The sequence below is a fragment of the Hymenobacter yonginensis genome (assembly GCF_027625995.1).
Lineage (GTDB): Bacteria > Bacteroidota > Bacteroidia > Cytophagales > Hymenobacteraceae > Hymenobacter > Hymenobacter yonginensis.
Genome location: NZ_CP115396.1, coordinates 207,855 through 228,195, shown reverse-complemented (window position 1 = coordinate 228,195; position 20,341 = coordinate 207,855). Strand labels below are relative to the sequence as shown.

Annotated in this window: 14 protein-coding genes; 10 read left to right on the top strand and 4 right to left on the bottom strand. The window is 62.8% G+C overall.

The genetic code is table 11. The features are described from left to right. The first annotated feature begins 215 nt into the window (after nucleotides 1–215). From O9Z63_RS01040 to O9Z63_RS01015, 6 genes are all read left to right on the top strand, one after another. Nucleotides 216–1,574 carry a TolC family protein gene (locus O9Z63_RS01040; protein ID WP_270127402.1) on the top strand — a complete coding sequence of 453 codons (1,359 nt, stop codon included), beginning with the start codon at nucleotides 216–218 and terminating at the stop codon, nucleotides 1,572–1,574. A 206-nt stretch (nucleotides 1,575–1,780) separates the two neighbouring features. Then, nucleotides 1,781–2,935 (top strand): efflux RND transporter periplasmic adaptor subunit, encoded by a 1,155-nt coding sequence (locus tag O9Z63_RS01035; protein WP_270127400.1) that lies wholly within the window; start codon nucleotides 1,781–1,783, stop codon nucleotides 2,933–2,935. 201 nt (nucleotides 2,936–3,136) lie between these two features. Further along, the gene (locus O9Z63_RS01030; protein WP_270127399.1) at nucleotides 3,137–6,364 is read left to right on the top strand and encodes an efflux RND transporter permease subunit; all 3,228 of its coding nucleotides are present in this window, start codon (nucleotides 3,137–3,139) and stop codon (nucleotides 6,362–6,364) included. A gap of 498 nt (nucleotides 6,365–6,862) precedes the next feature. Then, nucleotides 6,863–8,212 (top strand): SWIM zinc finger family protein, encoded by a 1,350-nt coding sequence (locus tag O9Z63_RS01025; RefSeq protein WP_270127397.1) that lies wholly within the window; start codon nucleotides 6,863–6,865, stop codon nucleotides 8,210–8,212. Between the two features lie 57 nt (nucleotides 8,213–8,269). After that, nucleotides 8,270–11,344 (top strand): DUF6493 family protein, encoded by a 3,075-nt coding sequence (locus tag O9Z63_RS01020; protein WP_270127395.1) that lies wholly within the window; start codon nucleotides 8,270–8,272, stop codon nucleotides 11,342–11,344. A gap of 57 nt (nucleotides 11,345–11,401) precedes the next feature. Next, nucleotides 11,402–12,322 (top strand): alpha/beta hydrolase, encoded by a 921-nt coding sequence (locus tag O9Z63_RS01015; protein ID WP_270127393.1) that lies wholly within the window; start codon nucleotides 11,402–11,404, stop codon nucleotides 12,320–12,322. On the opposite strand, the gene O9Z63_RS01010 is transcribed toward O9Z63_RS01015, so the two are convergent. After that, nucleotides 12,323–12,598 carry a hypothetical protein gene (locus tag O9Z63_RS01010; RefSeq protein WP_270127392.1) on the bottom strand — a complete coding sequence of 92 codons (276 nt, stop codon included), beginning with the start codon at nucleotides 12,596–12,598 and terminating at the stop codon, nucleotides 12,323–12,325. It abuts the gene before it with no gap. Between the two features lie 220 nt (nucleotides 12,599–12,818). Between O9Z63_RS01010 and O9Z63_RS01005 the strand changes: the two genes are divergently transcribed. Together O9Z63_RS01005 and O9Z63_RS01000 are read left to right on the top strand one after the other, a co-directional pair. Further along, complete coding sequence (locus tag O9Z63_RS01005; protein ID WP_270127391.1) at nucleotides 12,819–13,343, top strand: glycine zipper 2TM domain-containing protein; 525 nt, start codon at nucleotides 12,819–12,821, stop codon at nucleotides 13,341–13,343. Nucleotides 13,344–13,468: 125 nt separating this feature from the next. After that, nucleotides 13,469–13,933 carry a YybH family protein gene (locus O9Z63_RS01000; protein WP_270127389.1) on the top strand — a complete coding sequence of 155 codons (465 nt, stop codon included), beginning with the start codon at nucleotides 13,469–13,471 and terminating at the stop codon, nucleotides 13,931–13,933. Nucleotides 13,934–14,106: 173 nt separating this feature from the next. On the opposite strand, the gene O9Z63_RS00995 is transcribed toward O9Z63_RS01000, so the two are convergent. Both O9Z63_RS00995 and O9Z63_RS00990 read right to left on the bottom strand, forming a co-directional pair. Then, nucleotides 14,107–14,514 carry a DUF779 domain-containing protein gene (locus tag O9Z63_RS00995; protein ID WP_270127388.1) on the bottom strand — a complete coding sequence of 136 codons (408 nt, stop codon included), beginning with the start codon at nucleotides 14,512–14,514 and terminating at the stop codon, nucleotides 14,107–14,109. Between the two features lie 145 nt (nucleotides 14,515–14,659). Then, the gene (locus O9Z63_RS00990; protein WP_270127387.1) at nucleotides 14,660–16,189 is read right to left on the bottom strand and encodes an aldehyde dehydrogenase family protein; all 1,530 of its coding nucleotides are present in this window, start codon (nucleotides 16,187–16,189) and stop codon (nucleotides 14,660–14,662) included. 291 nt (nucleotides 16,190–16,480) lie between these two features. Here O9Z63_RS00990 and O9Z63_RS00985 point away from each other — a divergent pair, with 291 nt between their 5' ends. Beyond that, nucleotides 16,481–17,404, top strand: coding sequence for an AraC family transcriptional regulator (locus O9Z63_RS00985; protein ID WP_044014083.1), 924 nt, complete (start codon nucleotides 16,481–16,483; stop codon nucleotides 17,402–17,404). 238 nt (nucleotides 17,405–17,642) lie between these two features. Then, nucleotides 17,643–18,851 carry an MFS transporter gene (locus tag O9Z63_RS00980; RefSeq protein WP_270127385.1) on the top strand — a complete coding sequence of 403 codons (1,209 nt, stop codon included), beginning with the start codon at nucleotides 17,643–17,645 and terminating at the stop codon, nucleotides 18,849–18,851. Nucleotides 18,852–19,481: 630 nt separating this feature from the next. Here O9Z63_RS00980 and rfbD read toward each other — a convergent pair. After that, a complete protein-coding gene (gene rfbD, locus O9Z63_RS00975) occupies nucleotides 19,482–20,333 on the bottom strand; it encodes a dTDP-4-dehydrorhamnose reductase (RefSeq protein ID WP_270127383.1) in 852 nt (283 codons plus the stop codon). Nucleotides 20,334–20,341: the final 8 nt, after the last annotated feature.

Sequence of the window (20,341 nt, the reverse complement as noted above, 5' to 3'; positions counted from 1 at the left end):
CCGGCGCGCGGCTAGTTTAACCTGCTTCCGCCCTGCACCAACCGTAACCCGGACCGCTGTTTTTGCGTCCGTCTAAACTGGTTTCTGCCTCCGCTCTTCGTGCAGCCTCCCCCCGGCTGCCGGTGTCCCTCGGGACATTCGCCCTACCGCTTCTATTGGGTCACCCAGCCCTGAACCGCTCAGTTACGTATCGGAGTAACTGCTTTTCCTTCCGTATGACACACCTACACCAGGCGCTCAGGCTTCTGCTTGGCTTTCTATGGCTTGCGCCCAGCGTGGCGCTGGCCCAGTCGGCCCCTCCTTCCCAGCCTACCAACCAGGTTTTCACTCTCGATCAGTGTCTGAATGTGGCCCTGGCTAATCAGCCTGTGGTGCGTCAGGCGCGCATCGACCAGGAAATTGCCCAGGCCAATAACCAGGTGGCGCTGGCCGGCTGGTTGCCGCAAGTGGGCGTGCAGGGCACGGCCCAGCACTATTTCCAGCTGCCGTTCACCATCTTCCCCGACCCCACCACCGGCACGCTCACGCCCCGCCAGATTGGCGTGCGCAACGTGACGACGGTGGGCCTGAGCGGCACCCAGGTGATTTACAACAACGACGTGTACCTGGCCGCCCGCAGCAAGCGGTTCAACAACCAGGCCGCCACCCAAAACACGGTAAACGTGAAGATTGCCACCGTCTCGGACGTGAGTAAGGGCTTCTACGACGTGCTGCTGGCCCAGCGCCAGCTGGAGGTGTTCAGCCAGGATATTGCCCGCTTGCAGCGCAACTACCGCGACGCCCGCGCCCGCTACGAAACCGGCATTGCCGACAAAACCGAGTACCTGCAGGCCGAAATTTCGCTCAACAACTCCCTCACCGGCCGCAAGCAGGCCCAAGAAGCCATTAAGGCGCGCCTGGCCTACCTCAAGCAGCTGATGGGCCTGCCGCCCGAGCGCCCCCTGGCCCTGCAGTACGATACCCTGAAGCTGGAGCTGGCCGCCACCATGGACACGGCCGTGGCCCTGAACATCAACAACCGCATCGAAATCCAGCAGCTCCAGACCCAGAAGTCGTTGCAGGACATTACGGTGGATTACTACCGGCTGGGCTTCCTGCCGTCGTTGTCGGCGTTTGGCAACTACAACTCGGTGTTCCAGAACAACTCGGCCAGCGACCTGTACCGCACCCGCTTCCCGAACTCCTACGCCGGCTTGCAGCTCGGTTTGCCGCTGTTTACCGGCTTCCGGCGCACCCAGAATCTGCGCCGCGCCCGCCTCGAAAACACCCGCCTCGACGAGGACGTGAGCAACACCCGAAACCAGATCAACACCGAGTACGCCACCGCGCTGGCCAACTACAAGGGCTACTACACGCAGTACATGCTGGGCAAGCGCAACCTGGAAGCCTCCAAGGAAGTGTACGAGGTCATCAACCTGCAATACCGAGAGGGCATCCGCGCCTACATCGACCTGATTGTGGCCCAGACTACCCTCCGTACCTCCCAGCTCAACTACTACACCGCCCTGTTCCAGCTCCTGAGCAGCAAAGTAGACCTGCTCCGCGCCCTCGGCGAGCTGCCGACGGAGTATTGAGAACGATGTAGAGACGCAACATTTTGCGTCTCGTCGTCGAACGGCACTGCCAGACGATTGACGTAACAACATCAGCAACGACGAGACGCAAAATATTGCGTCTCTACATCGTGTAACACCGCACTCCGTAGCCCAGGGTTTCAACCCTGGGCACCCGCGCACCCGCCGCCTCAATCACCCTCCTTCTGCCGCTCCTGCTTTCCGATATGAACCATACCCTCCTCCGCCCCCTCGCCTTTGCTGCCAGCATATTGGCGTTGGCCAGCTGCGGCAAGAAAGAAGACGAAAAAGCTGCCGGGCCGCCGCCGGCTACGCCCGTGACGCTAGTGGCCGCCCGCACCACCGACGCCGTATACTACGATGAGTACCCCGCCACCGTGGTAGCCCTCAACAACGTGGAGCTGCGCAGCCAGGTGGCCGGCTTCATCACCCAGATTTACTTCAAGGATGGCGACCTGGTGCAGAAGGGCAAGCCGCTCTATGAGATTGACCGCCGCAAGTACCAGGCCGCCTACCAACAGGCCCTGGCCGGCCTGCGCAGCGCCCAGGCCGTGGTGCAGAACGCCCAGGTGAACCTAAACCGTTATCAGCGGCTGGCCCAGCAGGACGCCATTGCCAAGCAGATTGTGGACAACGCCGCCACCAGCTACTCCACCGCCCAGGCCCAAGTGGCCGAGGCCCAGGCCAACGTGGCCCTGGCCCGCACCGACCTCGACTACTCCGTGATTAACGCGCCGTTTACGGGCCGCATCGGCATTTCGCAGGTGCGGCTGGGGGCGCAGGTGAGCCCCGGCACCACGCTGCTCAACACCATCAGCGCCGAGGACCCGATGGGCGTGGACTTCGTGATTCCGGACACCGACCTGAGCCGCTTTGCCGATTTGCAGCGCCAGGGCGGCGGCCGCCAGGATTCAACGTTCCGCCTCGTGCTGCCCGACGGCACGCGCTACGCCCAGCCCGGCAAGATGCTCGCCATCGACCGGGGCGTAAACCAGCAGACGGCCACCGTGCAGATCCGGGTGCAGTTTGCCAACCCCAAGCGGGAGTTGAAGGACGGCATGAGCACCGTGCTCAATGTGCTCAACCGGCAGTCGGGCCGCCGGTTGGTGGTGCCGTTTAAGGCCGTAGTGGAGCAGATGGGCGAGAACTTCGTGTTCATCGCCGGCGACAGCAGCAAGGCCGTGCAGCGCAAAGTGCAGCTCGGCCCCCGCCTCCGCGACCAAATCGTGATAATGAACGGCATCAAGGACGGCGACAAAGTAGTCACCGAAGGCCTCAACCGCCTCCGCGACGGCGGCCAGATTACCACCGGTGCGCCATCCACAGCCGGCGCCAGCGCCCCTGCCGCAGCCGCCAAGTAAGCACACGCTAAAAGCTAGCTCCCCTCCTTGGAAAGGAGGGACTGGGGGTGGTTGACAATCGTTGAACGGCCTTTAAAAACTAGCTTTTAGTTCTATCCTTCGTTCTGGCGGTGTCAACCACCCCCAGCCCCTCCTTTCCAAGGAGGGGAGCTAGTTTCTAGCTCTCGTCCATTCGGCGCACTCGCCCCAAGATTCACCGCTATGATTGCAGAAACCTTTATCCGGCGTCCCGTGACGGCCATTGTCACCTCCCTGGTGATTGTGCTGGTGGGCGTGCTGGCCATCCTGAACCTGCCCGTGGGGCAGTATCCGGAGATTACGCCGCCCACCGTATCCGTGAGCGGAACCTACACCGGCGCCGATGCCCAGACCGTAGAGCAGACCGTGGCCACGCCCGTGGAAGTGCAGGTGAACGGCACCCCCGGCATGACCTACCTGCAAAGCAACAGCACCAGCAATGGGCAGATGAGCATGACGGTGAACTTTGAAGTCGGCACCGACATCAACATTGCCGCTCTTGATGTGCAGAACCGGGTGGGTATTGCCCAGCCCACCCTGCCGCAGGAAGTGCAGCGTCTGGGCTTGGTGGTGCGCAAGCGGAACCCCAGCATTCTGATGCTGGTGGCCATGTACGCCCCCAAAGGCACCCACAGCACCACCTTCCTCGACAACTACGCCAACGTGTTCGTGAAGGACGCGCTGCTGCGCACCAAAGGCGTGGGCGACATCGTGAGCCGCGCCGACGACTTCTCGATGCGCGTGTGGCTCAAGCCCGATAAGCTCAGCCAGCTCGGCGTAACGGCCCAGGAAGTCACGGCCGCCATTCAGGAGCAGAACGCCCAGATTGCGGCCGGCTCCATCGGCGCGCCCCCGGCCCAGACGGGCCAGACGTTTGAGTACATCGTGTTCGTGAAGGGCCGCCTGACCAACACCGAGGAGTTCGGCAACGTCATCGTGAAAACCCGCCCCGACGATGGCTCGGTGGTATACCTCAAGGACGTGGCGCGACTGGAGCTGGGCAAGTTCAACTATGCCAACAACTCCTTCGTGGACGGCAAACGCTCGGCCTACCTGCTCGTGTATCAGGCCCCCGGCGCCAACGCCCTCGAAACCTACGAAAACGTGGTGGCGACCATGGACCAGCTCAAAAAGCAGTTCCCCGCCGACCTCGACTACGTGGTGCCGTTTGAAGCCGCCTCGGTCGTGAAAGTGTCCATCGAGGAAGTGCTGCACACGCTGGTGGAAGCCCTGGTGCTGGTAATCATCGTAGTGTTCCTGTTCCTGCAGAGCTGGCGCTCCACGCTCATTCCGGTGCTGGCCATTCCGGTGTCCATCATCGGCACGTTCATCATGTTTATCCCGCTGGGTTTCACCATCAACACGCTCACCATGTTCGGCTTCGTGCTGGCCATCGGGATTGTGGTGGATGACGCCATTGTGGTAGTGGAAGCCGTGGAGCACAACATGAACGAGCGGGGCATGAGCCCCCTGGATGCCACGCTGGCCGCCATGCGCGAAATTTCGGCCCCGGTTATTGCCATTGCCCTGATTCTGGCGGCGGTATTTGTGCCGGTAGGTTTCATTCCGGGCATCACGGGGCGGTTGTACCAGCAGTTTGCCATCACCATTGCCATTTCCGTGATTATCTCGGCTTTTGTGGCCCTGTCGCTCACGCCGGCGTTGTGCGTGCTGCTGCTCAAGCCCCACAAGCGCGACGAAAACTCGAAAGGCCTCGACAAGCTCTTCTACAAGTTCAATACCTGGTTCGATAAGGTGACCAGCAAGTACGGCCGGGGCGTGCAGCGCGGCATCAAGCACAGCCGCTTCGTAGTCGTGATTCTGGTCTGCATCATTGCCGGCACCGGGTTGCTGTTTGCCAAGAAGCCCGGCGGCTTCATCCCCACCGAGGACGAGGGCCGCATCATCATCACCTTCAACCTGCCCGAAGCCGCCTCTACCGAGCGCACTGTGAGCACGCTCAAGGGCATTATGAAGGAGCTGAGCGAGGTAAAAGGCATCCGGCACTACGCCGGCCTGGGCGGCCTGAACGCCGTCAACTTCTCCTCAAAATCGAACAGCGGCACCGTATTCTGCCAGCTGCAGCCCTGGGAAGAGCGTGAGGACAAGGAGCTGCAGTTGCAGGGCCTGATTGCCACCATCCAGAAGCGCATGAGCCGCTTTAAGGAAGCCAACGTAGTAGTGATTTCGCCGCCGGCTATTCCGGGCCTGGGCAACACCGGCGGCTTCTCGTTCGTGCTTCAGGAGCGCGAGGCGGGCGGCGACATCAAGAACTTCGACGCGCAGCTGCAGAACTTCCTCGGCGCCCTGCGCAAGCGGCCCGAAATCACAGGGGCCTTCTCGTTCTTCACTGCCAATACGCCCGGCTACGAGCTGACCATTGACCGCGAGAAAGCCAAGAAGCTGGGCGTGTCTATCTCCGATATCGGCACCGCGCTGCGCACCTACCTGGGCTCAGCCTACGTGAACGACTTCACGGTGTACGGCCGCAACTTCCGCGTGGTAACCCAGGCCGACAGCATGTACCGCGGCGACATCAGCAACCTGGGCCAGTACTACGTGCGCAACAGCAGCGGCGGCATGGTGCCCCTGAGCACGCTCACCAGCTACAAGCGCAACGAGTCGGCCCCGCTTATCTCGCACTACAACCTGTTCCGCTCGGCCGAAATCAACGGCAACGCGGCTCCCGGCTACTCCTCCGGCGACGCCATCAAGGCCCTGCAGGAAACGGCGGCCGAGTCGTTGCCGGCCGGCTACGGCTTCGAGTTTTCGGGCCTGACCCGCGAGGAGCAATTGGCCGGCGGACAGACGGTGTACATCTTCGCCCTGTCGCTCACGTTCGTGTTCCTGTTCCTGGCGGCGCTGTACGAAAGCTGGTCGGTACCGTTTTCGGTGCTGCTGGCCGTGCCGCTGGGCGCGTTCGGGGCTATCTTGGCGCTGATTTTCCTGCCCAAGCTCACCAACAACGTGTATGCCCAGATTGGCTTGATTACGCTGATCGGCTTGTCGGCCAAGAACGCCATTCTGATCATCGAGTTTGCCAAGGAACGGGTGGATAAGGGCATGCCGCTGGTCGATGCCACCCTGGAAGCCGTGCGCCTGCGCCTGCGCCCCATCATCATGACCTCGCTGGCCTTCATCCTGGGTGTGCTACCGCTGGTATTCGCCTCCGGTGCCGGTGCCCAGAGCCGCCAGACCATTGGCTGGACGGTGCTCGGCGGCATGATTTCGGCCACCCTGCTGGCCATCTTCATCGTGCCGGTGCTCTACGTGCTCATCACCCGCTTCGCCTACGGCAAGGAGAAGCTGGCCGAGCTGGAAGCCAACTACAAACCCGACGAAGAGCACGGCGGCCCCCAAGAAGCCGGCCCCGGCGAAGACGACCATTCCGCCGCCCCACAACCAGCCTAATATGGTTTGGCTCCGGTCCGGCGGCTCTTTTCAGCCGTCGGGCCGGTCGTCGCAAGAACAATCCGGTTATACAACATCAGCATACACCGACCGGCCCAACGGCTTCAACAGCCGCCGGACCGGAGCCGTTCTGCTACTTTCCCCAAAAGCCCCGACAGCACCTGCTGCCGGGGCTTTTTCGTGCCCGGTGTAGAGACGCGTATTCGCGTCTCGTCGTTGGACGACCCGGCACCACGCAACCCCAGCGGATTTAGCAAATTCGGCACATATACACGCGCCTTGCTACTGAATGACTACAAACGATCCATGTAAACAACCTCAGCAACGACAAGACGCGAATACGCGTCTCTAAAGGCATTACAACCTGCTTCACCACACATAATATCTAACTAAATTATTTAGCTATTCACCTCTAAAACATCAATTATTTTCTACTAACAAAATTAGCATTTGCCAAAATAATTCGCTTACTTGGCATCGTAATCAACTGCCATTGCTATGACTGATTTTGCTTATGCCTACGCCCGGCCGTCGGCGCTGGAAACGGGGCCCGAGGGCCAGGCCCTGCTGTTGTCGGCCTTTGCGGAAAACGCTGCTGATGCAGCCGGTACGGCCTGCTTTTTCCGCGGCCGTTTGCGCGACTCCTGGCTGGCGGCGCGGGGCCTGAGCACCCTGGCCAAAGTGGTAGCCGCCCGCTTCGTGCCCCAGAGCGCCGTGTTGCGCGACCCGATTGTGACGGCCGGGGCCGGGCGGCTGCGGTTCGAGGCGTTTTCGTCGTGCAATGGCGTATACGCCCGCCTCGACCTAGGCCCCGAGGCGCTGGACGGCGAGTTTCTGTGCAGCGGCACCACCAACGTCGATTTCAACGAGCCCATGGTGAATGCCCTGGCCCGCATTTCGCGCACCGAGCCGGTGCTGTTGTCGGTGGGCGAGCAAGAAGTGGTGCTGGAGCGGGCCGAAGGGCGCGTGACCGAGCGCAAAGTGGCCCTGCCGGAGCGCTGGATCAAGGGCCTGACCACCGTGCAGGGCTACTTGGCCCAGATGGAGGAAAAGCTGCGCCTCACCCGCCTGCAGGCCGTGCAGCTGGTGCAGAGCCTGCCCGCCGGCACCGCCCGCACCGATTTTTTCCTAGTGATGCGCGGCATGCGGCCCAGCTTTGCGGCCGTGGCCAGCCCCGGCGCAGTGCGGGTGGGCGGCGTGCACCGGCTGCGGCTGCTGGAAGGCCTGCTGCCGCTGTGCGAGGCCCTGCGCGTGTACGCCGCCCCCAGCGGGCAGGCGGCGGCCTTCGTGCTGGAGCTGGGCGGCGGGCAGCAGTTTGTGCTGGCCTTGTCAGCGGATGCGTGGCGCGGGTTTTCGGGCGAGGGCAATCAGCTGGAAACCCTGGCCGAAGAGCTGCCCGCCGAGTGGGTGGCCGGGGCCAACGCCCTGTTCCGGGGCAACGAAACCTTCAACCCCACCCTGTTTGCCCTGGAGCACGGCCTCGCCCCCGACACCGTGGACCGCCTCTGCGCCAGCCTCTCGGCCATGGGCCTGCTGGGCTTCGACCTGCTCGAAAACCAGTATTTCTACCGCCGCCTGCCCTTCAAAACCCAGCGCATCCTGAGCCTCAACCCGCGCTTGAAAAACGCCCGCGCCCTGCTCACGGCCGCCGACGATGTGCAGCTGGTGAGCATCGGGCCCGAGGGCCGCACCGAGGCCCGGGTGCGCGGCACCGGCGTGTGGTACACCGTGCTGGTGGGCGGCCCCGAGCCGGCCCGCTGCACCTGCCCCTGGTACAGCGGCCACCAGGGCCAGCGCGGCCCCTGTAAGCACGTACTGGCCGCCCAGTTGCGCTTCGTGCAGAGCTAGCGGCCATTGAATTCAGCCTTTATCCATTTTCTACCCTCCGTTATTCTTTCCCCGGCTATGACCACCATCGAAACTTTCGAGCACATTATTCGCCGCCAGAAGCCGGCGCAGCTGGTGCCTTTTCTGCTGCAGCTCCCCAAAAATGAAGTAGTGGCGGTCCGGAAGAAAACCCGGCAGCTGCAGCGGGAGCTGGAGCAGTTCCGCGACCTGGGCGGCGGCAGCTGGGGCCGCACCAGCACGCCGGAGCAGCTGCTGATGCTCTTGCTGGCTGGCCTGCGCACCTACTCCCGCAAGGAGGCCCTGAGTGCCAGCTTCCGCATCTGGGAGCTGCAGCCGAAGGATATGCCCTATTTCTGGGCCGTGCTGGAGCACACCCGCCCCGATTGGCTGGCCGACTTTTACGCCCTGCGGGCCGACCGCAACAGCTGGGACCGGCCGTCTTACGCGCTGCTGCGGGAGCTGGAAAACCGGCAGCTTCTGGCCCACCAGCCGCGCCTGTTTGCCCACGCGCTGCCGGGGCTGGTTTCAGAGCTGGGCACGGAGCTGAGCCGCCTCACGCCGGTGCCGGCCAACGCCACCGCCGCCATGGCCGCCCGCCTGGCCGCCGACCCCGTATTGTTGGCCCGCGACCTGCCGCTGCTATTCGACTACGACACTTTCGTCGACGGGCAGCAGGGCCACGTGCAGCCACCCATGACCCAGAAAGACCAGCTAAACGCGCTGGGCCAATACGCCTGGCAGCACTGGGAAACGCGGCACCCGCGCCAGATTGTAACCTGGCTGGACGTGCTGCTGGAGCTGGAGCGCACTGGCCACCTGCAGCGCGCCGACCTGCTCAGCCGCTGTCTGCTGGCGCTGCGCCGCGACTTCCGCCGCCCGCTCCTGACGTGGTTCAAAAACCTGTTTCTGGGCCTGCAGCCGACGCTGGCCGAGCGGCTGGCTCGCCAAGCCGATTTGGTAGACCTGCTGGCCCATCCGCTGCCGCTGGTCGTCAACTTCGCGCTGGATCAGCTCAAGGACCTGTGGGCGCATTCTGATTTCGCCTCGGCCCCGCCCCTGCTCTACGCCGAAAGCCTGCTTACCCGCCACGATGTCAAAACCGGTATCCGGACCCTGTTTGGCGGGCTGGAGAAGCTGCTGAAGCGCGAGGCCGGCGTGGCGCCCACGCTCGCGGCACTGGCTTCCACGGCCCTCGCCCACGCCGATGCCGCCGTTCAGGAGCGCGCCGCCAAGCTCCTGAAAACCCTGCTCAGCGCCCCCAAGCCGCTACTCACGGCCGCCGAAGCGGCCGATACCATCGCCGGCCTCTGCCTCTACGCCGACCTGCTGGCCCCGGCCGCCCGCGCCCTGCTCCTGCCCTACCTGCCGCTGGAAGACGATGATTCGTCTTTCAGCGACGCTGTATCCTACGTGCCGCAAACCGGCTTCGTGGCTGATATTTCCGCCGCCACGGCCATAGCGCCGGTGCGCGACTGGCACGAGTTGCTGTTTCTGACCGGGCAGCTCGTGCAGCAGCGTCAGCCAGCGGAAGTGGAGCGCTGGCTAGATGGCCTGCTGCGCCTGCGCGGCCAGTTTCCAGCCGACTATGCCCGGCAGCTGCACCCGTATCTGGTGCAGGCGCTGCCCTGGGTGCTGCAGGGCAAGTTGGAAGACGAGACGCGGGCGGCGCTGCTCACGTTTTCCTTCGGCAACCACAACGGGCAGCAGGAGCTGCTGCTGGCCCTGCTTATGAGCTGGTACCTGGGGTTTCCGCACCTGAAAGTGCCGCAGGTGTCCTTGAGTTCCGCCCAGTACCACCACCCCGACCCGCTGCTACGCGTGGAGCAGCAGCGCCTGGCCGCCGTGGAGGAAGCCCTGTGGGCTTTTGCCGCGCCGCTGCCGCTGCTCAGTACGCCCACCCACTCGCCGCACTGGGTGGCGCCCTCCGTGCTGGTGCAGAAGCTGCTGGACTATGAGGCCGCCGGCCAAGAGCCCAACTCCGCCGACCTGTGCCTGGCCCTGGCCCGCACTGCCCTGTCTGCCCCCGACGACGCGGCCACGGCCCGCAACCTGCTGCCCCGCTTCCGAAACGCCGACCTGCGCCAGCTGCTGACGTCGTTTCTCGGGCCTCCCACCCCGGAAGTAGCGCTACCGACCACCCTGCCGAAGCCGCCGCAACGCCGGTTTTCGGGCCGGCTGGCCCAGCTGATTCCGTTTCTGCGCAACACGGCCGCCCCGGCCGCCAGCCCCGACTGCACCGCCACGCTGCCCTGGCTGTGGGCAGTAGCGGCCCGCACCCGCCAGCCCCACGCCCCGCTGCCGGCTCTGCAGCACTGCGCCACCTACCCCGGCGTGGATATGCCCTGGCAGCCCACCTGGAAAATCCAGCAGAACTCGCACACCTACAAGCAAACCTGGAACAAAGAGAAGCCCGTTGTGACCGAATACTGGCAGGAGCTGGTGGTAGAGGTGCCGACGCCGCAGCACAAGCTGCCTTCCGGCCTGCTGCTGTATTCGCTGCACGCCAGTGTGGCGGCCCGCAACAACTATTCGCTGTGGGCTACGGCCACGGACCTGCCGTTTCTGCTCACGCTGCTGCCCAACCACCCCGAGCCGCTGTACTGGCACCTGATCCGCATCGGCTGCCGCACCGCCGACAAAGACACGTCGTCGCAGGATGCCCTGCGGGTGGTGCTGCACAGCCTGCTGCAGCCGGGGCCGGCCTTCACCGAAGCTGCCACGCTGCTGCTGGCCCTGAGCCTCACGCACGCCGCCCCCAACTGCCGGGCCGTGGCGCTGGAAGTGCTGCTGGCCGCCGTTGACAACGGCCGGCTGGTGCCGGGGGCGTTGGGCACTGTTCTGGGCCAGCTGCTGGACACTGGCTTCGCGCCCGTGCAGCGCCTTACCGATGCGCTGGCCCAGGCCCGTGCCATCAGCGCGCTGGTGGATGACGCGCTGCGCCAGCTGCTGGATAGCCTGCTGCCGCTGCTGCCGGCCGCACCGCTGCGCAACACCCGCAAGCTGATTGAAGCCTACGCCGACCTGCAGGGCCGCACCCGGCAGGCAGTACCGGAGGCCGTGCAGCAGAATTTGCGCGCCTGGAGCAGCTCGGCCACGCTGAAGAAAGCCACGGCTGGCCTGCTTAGCGCCTAACTTACGCTGCCGCCGCGCGTATTTGCTTTCGTCTGATTCCACCTCTTTTCCGGCTGTATGAAAGCCCTCTGGTCCACCGTTGTTATGGGATGCCTGCCCCTGCTGCTGCACGCGCAAGGCGCGCCGTTTTCCATCTACTCCAACACCATCCCGAACTCCCGGCCCAGCAGCCTGCAGGAAAAGACCATCACGCTCGAAAACGGCGGCATTCGGGTGTCTGACGTGGTGCAGCCGACGCTGCAGGTGTTTCGGCCGGCCCAGGGCAAAGCCAACGGCACGGCCGTTATCATCTGCCCCGGCGGCGGCTACGTGCGGCTTTCCATGGACAACGAAGGCTCCGACGTGGCCAAGCGGCTCACTGAAATGGGCATCACCGCCTTCGTGCTCAAATACCGCCTCCCCAACGACCAGCTCCAGCCCGACAAAACCACCGCGCCGCTGCAGGACGCCCAGCAGGCCATCCGGCTGGTGCGCCAGCGCGCCGCCGACTACGGCCTCAACCCGGCCCGAATTGGGCTGATGGGCTTCTCGGCGGGCGGACACTTGGCATCCACGGCTGGCACCCACTTCACGCAGCCCGTGGGCACCAGCGCCGACGCCACCTCCGTCCGGCCCGATTTTCTGGTGCTGCTCTACCCCGTCATCAGCTTCACCGATAGCCTGGCCCACGCCGGCTCGCGCCGCAGCCTACTCGGCCCCGCCCCCACCCCCGACCAGCTCCGACTCTACTCCAACGAGCAGCACGTAACGCCCCAGACGCCGCCCACCTTCCTGGTGCACGCCCAGGACGACCAAACGGTGCCCGTGCTCAACAGCGTGCGGTTTTACGAGGCCTGCGTGCGCCACAGCGTGCCCGCCGAAATGCACCTCTACCCCAAAGGCGGCCACGGCTTCGGGTTGAACAACAAAACCACCAAAGACAGCTGGCACGAGCGGCTGCAGAACTGGCTCGACGCCAACGGCTGGCTCGCGCCGTAGCTAACAGTCTGCCGGTTCCTCCTCGCCGGCCCACCATACTTCCGTGCCGCTGAGCACGGGCTGGGCGTCAGGCTCGGTCAGGAGCAGCGTGCGGGTTTCGGGTGTGTCGGGGCCGGCTATTTCTTCTAGGCTGGCAATGGTGGCCGTCTGCCGGCCGTCGGGGTGGCGCAGGTGTAGGCGCAGGTGGGTGTGCAGGGCCAGCCCGGACAGGGCCGGCGGGGCGGTTTCCGGTAAAAGTAATATCCCGAGTCCGGGCAGCGAAAAACTTTTTGCCACCCGGAAAAGTAATTTTTCTTGCATAGCGGTTCATACGCGCAAATGCGCTTTCCCGCCGATTGAAGCGCTATTTTGGGGCTCTGGCCGACGCTACGGGGCCGTTGGCTGGCGGCTACGGGGCAGGCCAACCTCGGGCGCATTCCGTTCGTATTGGCATGGTGCTTGTAATTCTTTCCCCGAAACCGGGTCACAGGCCCCCAACACTTAATTCTCCTTAGTCATGAAAAAGGCAAGTTTGTTTCTCGCATTTGTGATGTTCTTCTCCACCATCTTCAGCGGCTACGCTCAGGACCGCAAGGTGAGCTCCAGCGCTAAAGGAGCTATTATTGGTGGATTAGGTGGCGCTGCTGCCGGTGCCCTCATCAACAAGAAAAACCGCGTAGTGGGTGGTGCCGTGGGTGGTGCTGCCGGTGGTGGCCTGGGTTACGTCATTGGCCGCAACGCCGACAACAAGCGCCGTGCTGAAGCGGCCCGCGTAGCCGCCGCCCGCCGCGCCGAGGCCAATCGCGCCGCTGCCTACCGTGCTGGCATTGCCAAAGGCAACGCTACGGCCCGCGCTAACAACAACAACGCCATGGCCGCTACGGCTGCCGCCGCCGCTGCTCCTTCCATGATGAACAGCCTGGCTCCCGCCGCTTCCAGCCCATCGGCCTTTGCCATGAGCACCGGCTACCTGCCCAACGAGTCGTACGGCAACCGCAACGCTGCTTACCCTTCGTCGGAAGTGCGCCGGAAGAGCTGGTAGATTTCCAGCCTTGTGCTACCGAAAACCCAGGTCTTCGGGCCTGGGTTTTCTGTTAGGCCGCCGCTTAGCTTTCGGTTTTCCCCTTGCTCTGCTCTCTCCCTTTTCTCCAACCAAAACCTGTTCTCATGAAACCCTTTCTCGGTCTCCTGCTCGGGGGCGCTCTGCTGGCCTCCTGCTCTAAACCTGCTCCTGAAGCTGCCGCCGTCGACATAAAAACGCTCAACCAGCAGTTCGTGGGAGCCTGGAACGCCAAGAACACCCTGCAGATCGACTCGCTGCTGGCCGACGACGTGCAGTACGCCCAGGGCGCTACGCGCTTCAACGGCAAGTCGGAAGTGGCCGATAAGTGGGTGCGCGCCACCATGGGCACCATCGCCGACCTGAAGCTCTACGGCACCTCCACCGGCTCCGACGCCACCATGGCCTACGAGGCCGGCACGTTCTCCACGGAAGTGCTGCCCGAAGCCCCAGGTCAGCCCCGCGGTGAGGGCGAAGGCAACTTCATCCTGCTCTGGAAAAAGAACGCCAAAAACGCCTGGAAGCTCAGCTACGTGCAGCTCGAAGGCCTGCCCGTGAAAGTGGCCAACTAGGATCACGGATTAGCACGGATTTAAGCGGATTGCACGGATTTTGTGGCCGGCGCCGCTTTTATCTGGCCGGCTTCACTGGCCGATTTTATCTGTTGAAACGCAAAGCGCCCCCGGCAACTGAGTTGTCGGGGGCGCTTTGCGTTTTGGTGCCTGGGCTGGATGCAGGCTTGCTGCTACGCCTGCTGGCTTTCCAGGTATTCTTCGCCTTGCAGTGCGGGGGCCATGTTTGCTTCTTCTTCCTGCGTGAACAGCCGGGAGCGAATCAGGAACCGAACGCCCAGCGGGATTTCCAGCGAGAAGCTGGCCCCGCGGCCTTTCACCACGTCTACGGTGAGCTGGGTGTGCTGCCAGTACTCAAACTGGCTGGTGCTCATGAAAAAGTCGCAACCGTGGATTTGGCCCAGCCACACGTCGTTGCCGCCGATGCGGAATTCGCCCTTGGCAAAGCACATCGGCGACGAGCCGTCGCAGCAGCCGCCGCTCTGGTGGAACATCAGCGGGCCGTGCTCGTCGCGTAGCAAATCGATGGTGGCCTCGGCGGCGGGCGTCACGAGGACGCGGGGAGTTTGGGTCTGGGACATTGAATGGAAGTTTGAAAAACGAGAGAACGTCATGTTGAGCTTGCCAAAACATCTCTACCGCAGTAGTAAATAATTACCATTGCACGCGAGATGCTTCGACAAGCTCAGCATGACGTTCTGTTTTACGCAGATTTAACCGCCACTACTAGAAGAAGCCCAGTTTCTGCTGGCTGTAGGAAATCAGCATGTTCTTGGTCTGCCGGTAGTGGCTCAGCATCATCTTGTGGTTTTCGCGGCCGAAACCGGAGGCCTTGTAGCCACCGAAGGGCGCGCCGGCTGGGTAGTCGTGGTAGCAGTTCACCCACACGCGGCCGGCCTGGATGGCGCGGGGCATCTGGTACAGCTCGTGCGCGTCGCGGCTCCAGAGGCCGGCGCCGAGGCCGTAGAGCGTGTCGTTGGCCAGCTCAATGGCTTCATCGTTGTCCTTGAACGTCGTCACGGACAGCACCGGGCCAAAGATTTCCTCCTGGAAGATCCGCATTTTGTTATGGCCGCGGAAGATGGTGGGCTGGATGTAGTAGCCGTCGTGCAGCTCGTCGTGGGCATGGTCGCGGTGAGCCTCGCCGCCGGTCAGCACCTCGGCGCCTTCGGCCTTCCCAATTTCCAGGTAGCTCAGGATTTTCTCGTACTGGTCGTTGCTGGCCTGCGCGCCCATCATGGTTTCGGGGTCGAGCGGGTGACCGAGCTTGATGGCTTTCACGCGCTCAATCAGGCGCGGCATAAACTCGTCGTAGATGTCCTCGTGGATGAGCAGGCGCGAAGGGCAGGTGCAGATTTCGCCCTGGTTGAGGGCAAACATGGCCGCACCTTCCAGGCACTTGTCGAGGAAGTCGTCATCGGCATCCATCACCGATTTGCAGAAGATGTTCGGCGACTTGCCGCCCAGCTCCATGGTCACGGGGATGATGTTTTCGGCGGCGTACTGCAGAATAAGGCGGCCCGTGGTGGTTTCACCTGTGAACGACACCTTCTGCACGCGCTTGTTGGAGGCCAGCGGCTTGCCGGCTTCCAACCCGAAGCCGTTCACCACGTTCACCACGCCGGCCGGAATAACGTCCTGAATCAGCTCCATCAGCACCATGATGCTGGCAGGCGTCTGCTCGGCGGGCTTCATCACTACGCAGCAGCCGGCGGCCAGCGCCGGGGCCAGCTTCCAGGTAGCCATCAGCAGCGGGAAGTTCCAGGGAATAATCTGGCCCACCACGCCCAGCGGCTCCTGAATCACTAAGGACAGGGTGGTTTCGTTGAGCTCCGTGGCGGAGCCTTCCTCGGCCCGAATCACGCCGGCGAAGTAGCGGAAGTGGTCGATGCACAGCGGCAGGTCGGCGGCCATGGTTTCGCGGATGGCTTTGCCGTTTTCCACGGTTTCCACGGCGGCCAAGTGGGCCAGGTTGGCCTCCATGATGTCGGCAATCTTGAGCAGCACGTTGCTGCGCGTGGTGGCCGAGGCCTTGCTCCAGCTCTTGAACGCCTCGTGGGCAGCGTCGAGGGCCAACTCGATGTCCTCTTTGGTGCTGCGGGCTACTTTGCAGAAGGCCTTGCCATCAATCGGCGAGGGATTCTCGAAATACTGCCCGTTCACCGGCGCGACCCACTTGCCGCCAATGAAGTTGTCGTAGTGGGATTTGAACTTGGGGCGCTCAACAAGCGTGGTGGTTCTTTCCAGGGTTTCCATTGGCGAGAGTTTGGTGGGGGTTTAATGGTAGGCCAAGCTAGGCTTTTCATTCCCCGAAAGCACTGCAGTATTCTCGCAGAAAACCCGCCTATTATCGCAAATTTGTAAGTACTCACTCACCCAGCGTGTAACTCTTCCACCGGCAGGTGAGTTTGTTTACGGTGGGCCGGCCGCGGGCGGCGTTGCTTTCCGCCCGAACTGTCCTTAGCTTTAGCTGTTGCACAAGCAGCCGGCCGCCGCGCTCCGGACGTATCAACACTGCATTCCGCCTGCTTTTATCTATTCGTTGCTATGCCGCACCACCTGCCCGCTCCCATCGCCCTGCGCCAGCCCGAACAGCTCACCACGCTGGTAGAAAACCGGACGGTGTACTCGTTGGAGGCCTTCGAGCTGAACGTGTTTGAGACGCACCGCACCGCCCACCAGGTGCCGCTGAGCATGGGCCACGTGGTGCTGACCACCATGCTGCAGGGCAAAAAGGTGATGCACCTGGCCGGCCGGCCGGCCTTCGAGTACCTGCCCGGCGAGTCGGTGATTGTGGGCGAGAATGAAACGATGGTGATTGACTTTCCGGAAGCCGACGAGCAGCGGCCCACGCAGTGCCTGGCCGTGGCCATTCCCATCGAAACCATCCGCCAGACCGTAGACCTGCTCAACGAAGACCAGCCCCGCGCCGAAGCCCACCTGCCCTGGCAGCTGGACACCACCGAGCACGCCCACTTTCACAACACGCCCGAGCTGACCAGCACCCTGGAGCGCCTCGTGCAGCTCTCCCGCGACACCGGCCGGGTGAAGGACGTGCTGGCCAACTTCACGATTCAGGAAATGCTGGTGCGCCTGATGCAGACCCAGGCCCGGCAGCTGCTGTTCCACAACTACCAGCAGCACGCCACCTCGCACCGCTTCGCGGCGGTGGTGCAGTACATCAAGCAGCATCTCACCGAGCAGATTACGGTGGAAAAACTCTCGGAGCTGGCCTGCATGAGCAAGGCTACTTTCTTCCGGGTGTTCAAGCGCGAACTGGGCCTCACGCCCGTGGAGTTCATCATTCAGGAGCGCCTTTCCGAAGCCAAGCGCCTGCTGCGCAACCCGCTCAGCACCGTTGCCGACGTGTGTTTCCGGGCCGGCTTCAACAACACGGCCTACTTCCAGAAGCTGTTCAAGCAGTACGAGGGCATCACGCCCGGCGTGTATAAGCGCCAGTGCGCAGCGTAACGCCAAGCTCCAGCTTGGCGACGAGCAAAGCGAGTATCCGGCTTTGCCCGTACCGCGAAAGTCCGTTTCGCGACGAGTACAGCGAGTAACCGGAACCGCGCCACTGGCACGGCCTCGTAGCTACTCACTTTGCTCGTCGCGAAGCGGAGCTTCGCGGTACAGCACAACCTTCTGCCCTGTTTAGCAGTTCTCTGCATTCATCTACGCCACGGCGTCCTGCCGTGGCGCTTTGTGTTTCATGAGAGAATCTGTGCAGGCTGGCGCCGTTACTGCGCCGGCTCCTCCGCCGCTGGCCCCCGGCCTGGTCTGGCTGATGGCAATTACCTGCGGCCTGGTGGTCGCCAATATCTACTACAATCAGCCACTGCTGGCCGAAATAGGACGCACCTTCGGGCTGGGCGAAAGCCAGGTGAGCTTGGTGGCCACGGTCACGCAGGTGGGCTACACCCTGGGGCTGCTGTTTGTGGTGCCGCTCGGCGATAAGCGCGAGCGGAAACAGTTGATTCTGGGTCTGCTGCTGTGCGCGGCCGTGTGTTTGGCTGCGGCGGCCTACGCGCCTACTTTCGGCTTGCTGGCAGCGGCCAGCCTGTTTATCGGGCTGTTTTCGGCGGTGCCGCAACTGCTGATTCCGATGGCCGCCTCGCTGGCCTCCGACGCCGACCGGGGCCGGGTGGTAGGCCGCGTGATGAGCGGGCTGCTGATCGGGATTCTAGTGTCGCGCACGATTAGCGGCTACGTGGGGCTGCACTTCGGGTGGCGGACTATGTTCTGGGTGGGCGCGGCCATTATGGTGCTGCTCACGGGCATTCTGGCCCGGATGCTGCCGCGCAACCAGCCCACGTTTCAGGGCAGCTACGGCAGTCTGCTCCGCTCGTTGGGCACGCTGGCCAGCACGCTGCCGGTGCTGCGCCGCTCGGCGCTGGTGGGGGCCTGTATGTTCGGCGGCTTCAGTGCCTTCTGGACCGCGTTGGTGTTTTTCCTGGAAAGCGACGCCTACCACTACCACAGCGACGTGGCCGGCCTGTTCGGCCTCATCGGGGCCAGCGGCGCGCTGGCGGCTTCCTTCGCCGGCAAATCAGCCGACACGAAAGGGCCGGACTACGCGCTGAACCTTGGGATTCTGCTGTTTCTGGGGGCGTACCTGCTGCTGGGCTTCGGCGGCACCTATCTGGTGGGGCTGGTGGTGGCCGTCGTCGTTCTGGATGTGGGCCAGCAGATGACGCACATTTCCAACCAGACCCGCATATTCATGCTGCTGCCCGAAGCCCGCAGCCGCCTCAACACCGTCTACATGACTGGCTGCTTTATCGGGGCCTCCGCTGGCTCCTTCCTGGGCGGCCTCGCCTGGGACCATTTCCAGTGGCCCGGCGTGTGCGCCGTGGGGCTGGCGTTTGGCACGGTGGCGTACTTGACGAATCGGTTTTACGGGCGGGGCAGCGGGCAGTAGAGATTAGGATAAGCAAATAAGTACGCGGCCCCCTGCAACCCTATAAAGATTATTTTACTCTGATTGGAATACTAACTCGTGCTTCATCTTCTCTTATGATACCTTATCTGCCATACGGCTCCAGACTTGCTGTACTTACCGTCGCAATGGCTACGGCATCCTGCTGTATGGATTGTATTCAACCTGTTGAGGCTTCCTTTTTAAGGTTAGGATTCTCAGCTGACAGCTTAGGGGGCAATGGTTTCCGTCAAGACGAATTGCGGTCAGTATACGTGGTTGTATACGCTAAACCTGGATTACAGAATCCAATTGACACGATGCGGCAAGCGACAGTCAATCCCCCACCCATCGACTTTCGGGGGTTAACCATTACGAGAGAGCCGCGCACCAATGAATTTCGTTTTTCGCTTTATGCGCAACCTAAAACTCCATGGAGTTATCGGGTAGTCGTACCAGCTACGGGCCGTCAGTTTGATATCGATAATGTATCGTACAGCACTTATGAATCTACCGCAACATGTGCTTGCAAGGAAATATATGAACGGCGCTTTACTGTAGATAATCAGCCTCAAGTGCAGCCCACAGATGGCAGTGGCAATCCGGTGATTTTACCTAGATAATCCCCCCCTACTATAACCGTCCCATACACACCTGCAGACTCTCCCGCCAGTGCGGAATAACCACGCCCAGCGCGGTTTTCACTTTGGTCTTGTCCATCACGGAGAAGGCGGGGCGGGTGGCTTTGGTGGGGTACTCGGCGGTGCGGATGGGTACGGTGCGGGTGGGCAGGCCGCCCAGCTCGAAGATAGCCACCGCAAAGTCGTACCACGACGTGACGCCCTCGTTGCTGTAATGGTAGAGGCCGTAGGCGGTGCTGCCTGATTCAATGATGTGCAGCAGCACGCCGGCCAGGTCGATGGCATAGGTAGGCGTGCCCAGCTGGTCCCAGATAACGCGCATCTCGTCGCGCTCCTTGCCGAAGCGCAGCATGGTTTTCACGAAGTTGTTGGCGTACTCGGAGTACAGCCAGCTGGTGCGCAAAATGAAATACCGCTCGGTGTGCTCGGGAATTACCTGCTCGCCTTCCAGCTTGGTGAGGCCGTAGACGCTGATGGGCGCGGTTTCGTCGGTTTCCGTGAGGGGCTGGTTGCCGGTGCCGGCAAACACGAAATCGGTGCTGATGTGCAGCAGCGTGGTGTTAAACTCGCCGCAGAGGCGGGCCAGGTTTTCAGCGCCGTCGCGGTTCACCTTGCGGGCCAGTTCCACTTCGTCTTCGGCCTTATCCACGGCCGTGTAGGCGGCGCAGTTGATGACGTAGGCCGGCTGATGCTCGGCAAAAACGGCCCGCAGCGTTTCGGTGTTGAGGATGTTGGCCTGCTCTTCAGGCAGGAAAACGAGGCCGGACAGGTTGCGCTCCTTGGCAACGTGCTGCAGGCACTGGCCCAGCTGGCCGGCGCCACCGAAAACGAGAGTAGTAGGCATAGTGTAAC

Coding starts and splice junctions, on each gene's coding strand:
- O9Z63_RS01040 (WP_270127402.1), top strand. CDS start 216: ATGACACACCTACACCAGGCGCTCAGGCTTCTGCTTGGCTTTCTATGG.
- O9Z63_RS00990 (WP_270127387.1), bottom strand. CDS start 16,189: ATGGAAACCCTGGAAAGAACCACCACGCTTGTTGAGCGCCCCAAGTTC.
- O9Z63_RS01025 (WP_270127397.1), top strand. CDS start 6,863: ATGACTGATTTTGCTTATGCCTACGCCCGGCCGTCGGCGCTGGAAACG.
- O9Z63_RS00995 (WP_270127388.1), bottom strand. CDS start 14,514: ATGTCCCAGACCCAAACTCCCCGCGTCCTCGTGACGCCCGCCGCCGAG.
- rfbD (WP_270127383.1), bottom strand. CDS start 20,333: ATGCCTACTACTCTCGTTTTCGGTGGCGCCGGCCAGCTGGGCCAGTGC.
- O9Z63_RS01015 (WP_270127393.1), top strand. CDS start 11,402: ATGAAAGCCCTCTGGTCCACCGTTGTTATGGGATGCCTGCCCCTGCTG.
- O9Z63_RS01035 (WP_270127400.1), top strand. CDS start 1,781: ATGAACCATACCCTCCTCCGCCCCCTCGCCTTTGCTGCCAGCATATTG.
- O9Z63_RS01020 (WP_270127395.1), top strand. CDS start 8,270: ATGACCACCATCGAAACTTTCGAGCACATTATTCGCCGCCAGAAGCCG.
- O9Z63_RS00985 (WP_044014083.1), top strand. CDS start 16,481: ATGCCGCACCACCTGCCCGCTCCCATCGCCCTGCGCCAGCCCGAACAG.
- O9Z63_RS01030 (WP_270127399.1), top strand. CDS start 3,137: ATGATTGCAGAAACCTTTATCCGGCGTCCCGTGACGGCCATTGTCACC.
- O9Z63_RS00980 (WP_270127385.1), top strand. CDS start 17,643: ATGAGAGAATCTGTGCAGGCTGGCGCCGTTACTGCGCCGGCTCCTCCG.
- O9Z63_RS01005 (WP_270127391.1), top strand. CDS start 12,819: ATGAAAAAGGCAAGTTTGTTTCTCGCATTTGTGATGTTCTTCTCCACC.
- O9Z63_RS01000 (WP_270127389.1), top strand. CDS start 13,469: ATGAAACCCTTTCTCGGTCTCCTGCTCGGGGGCGCTCTGCTGGCCTCC.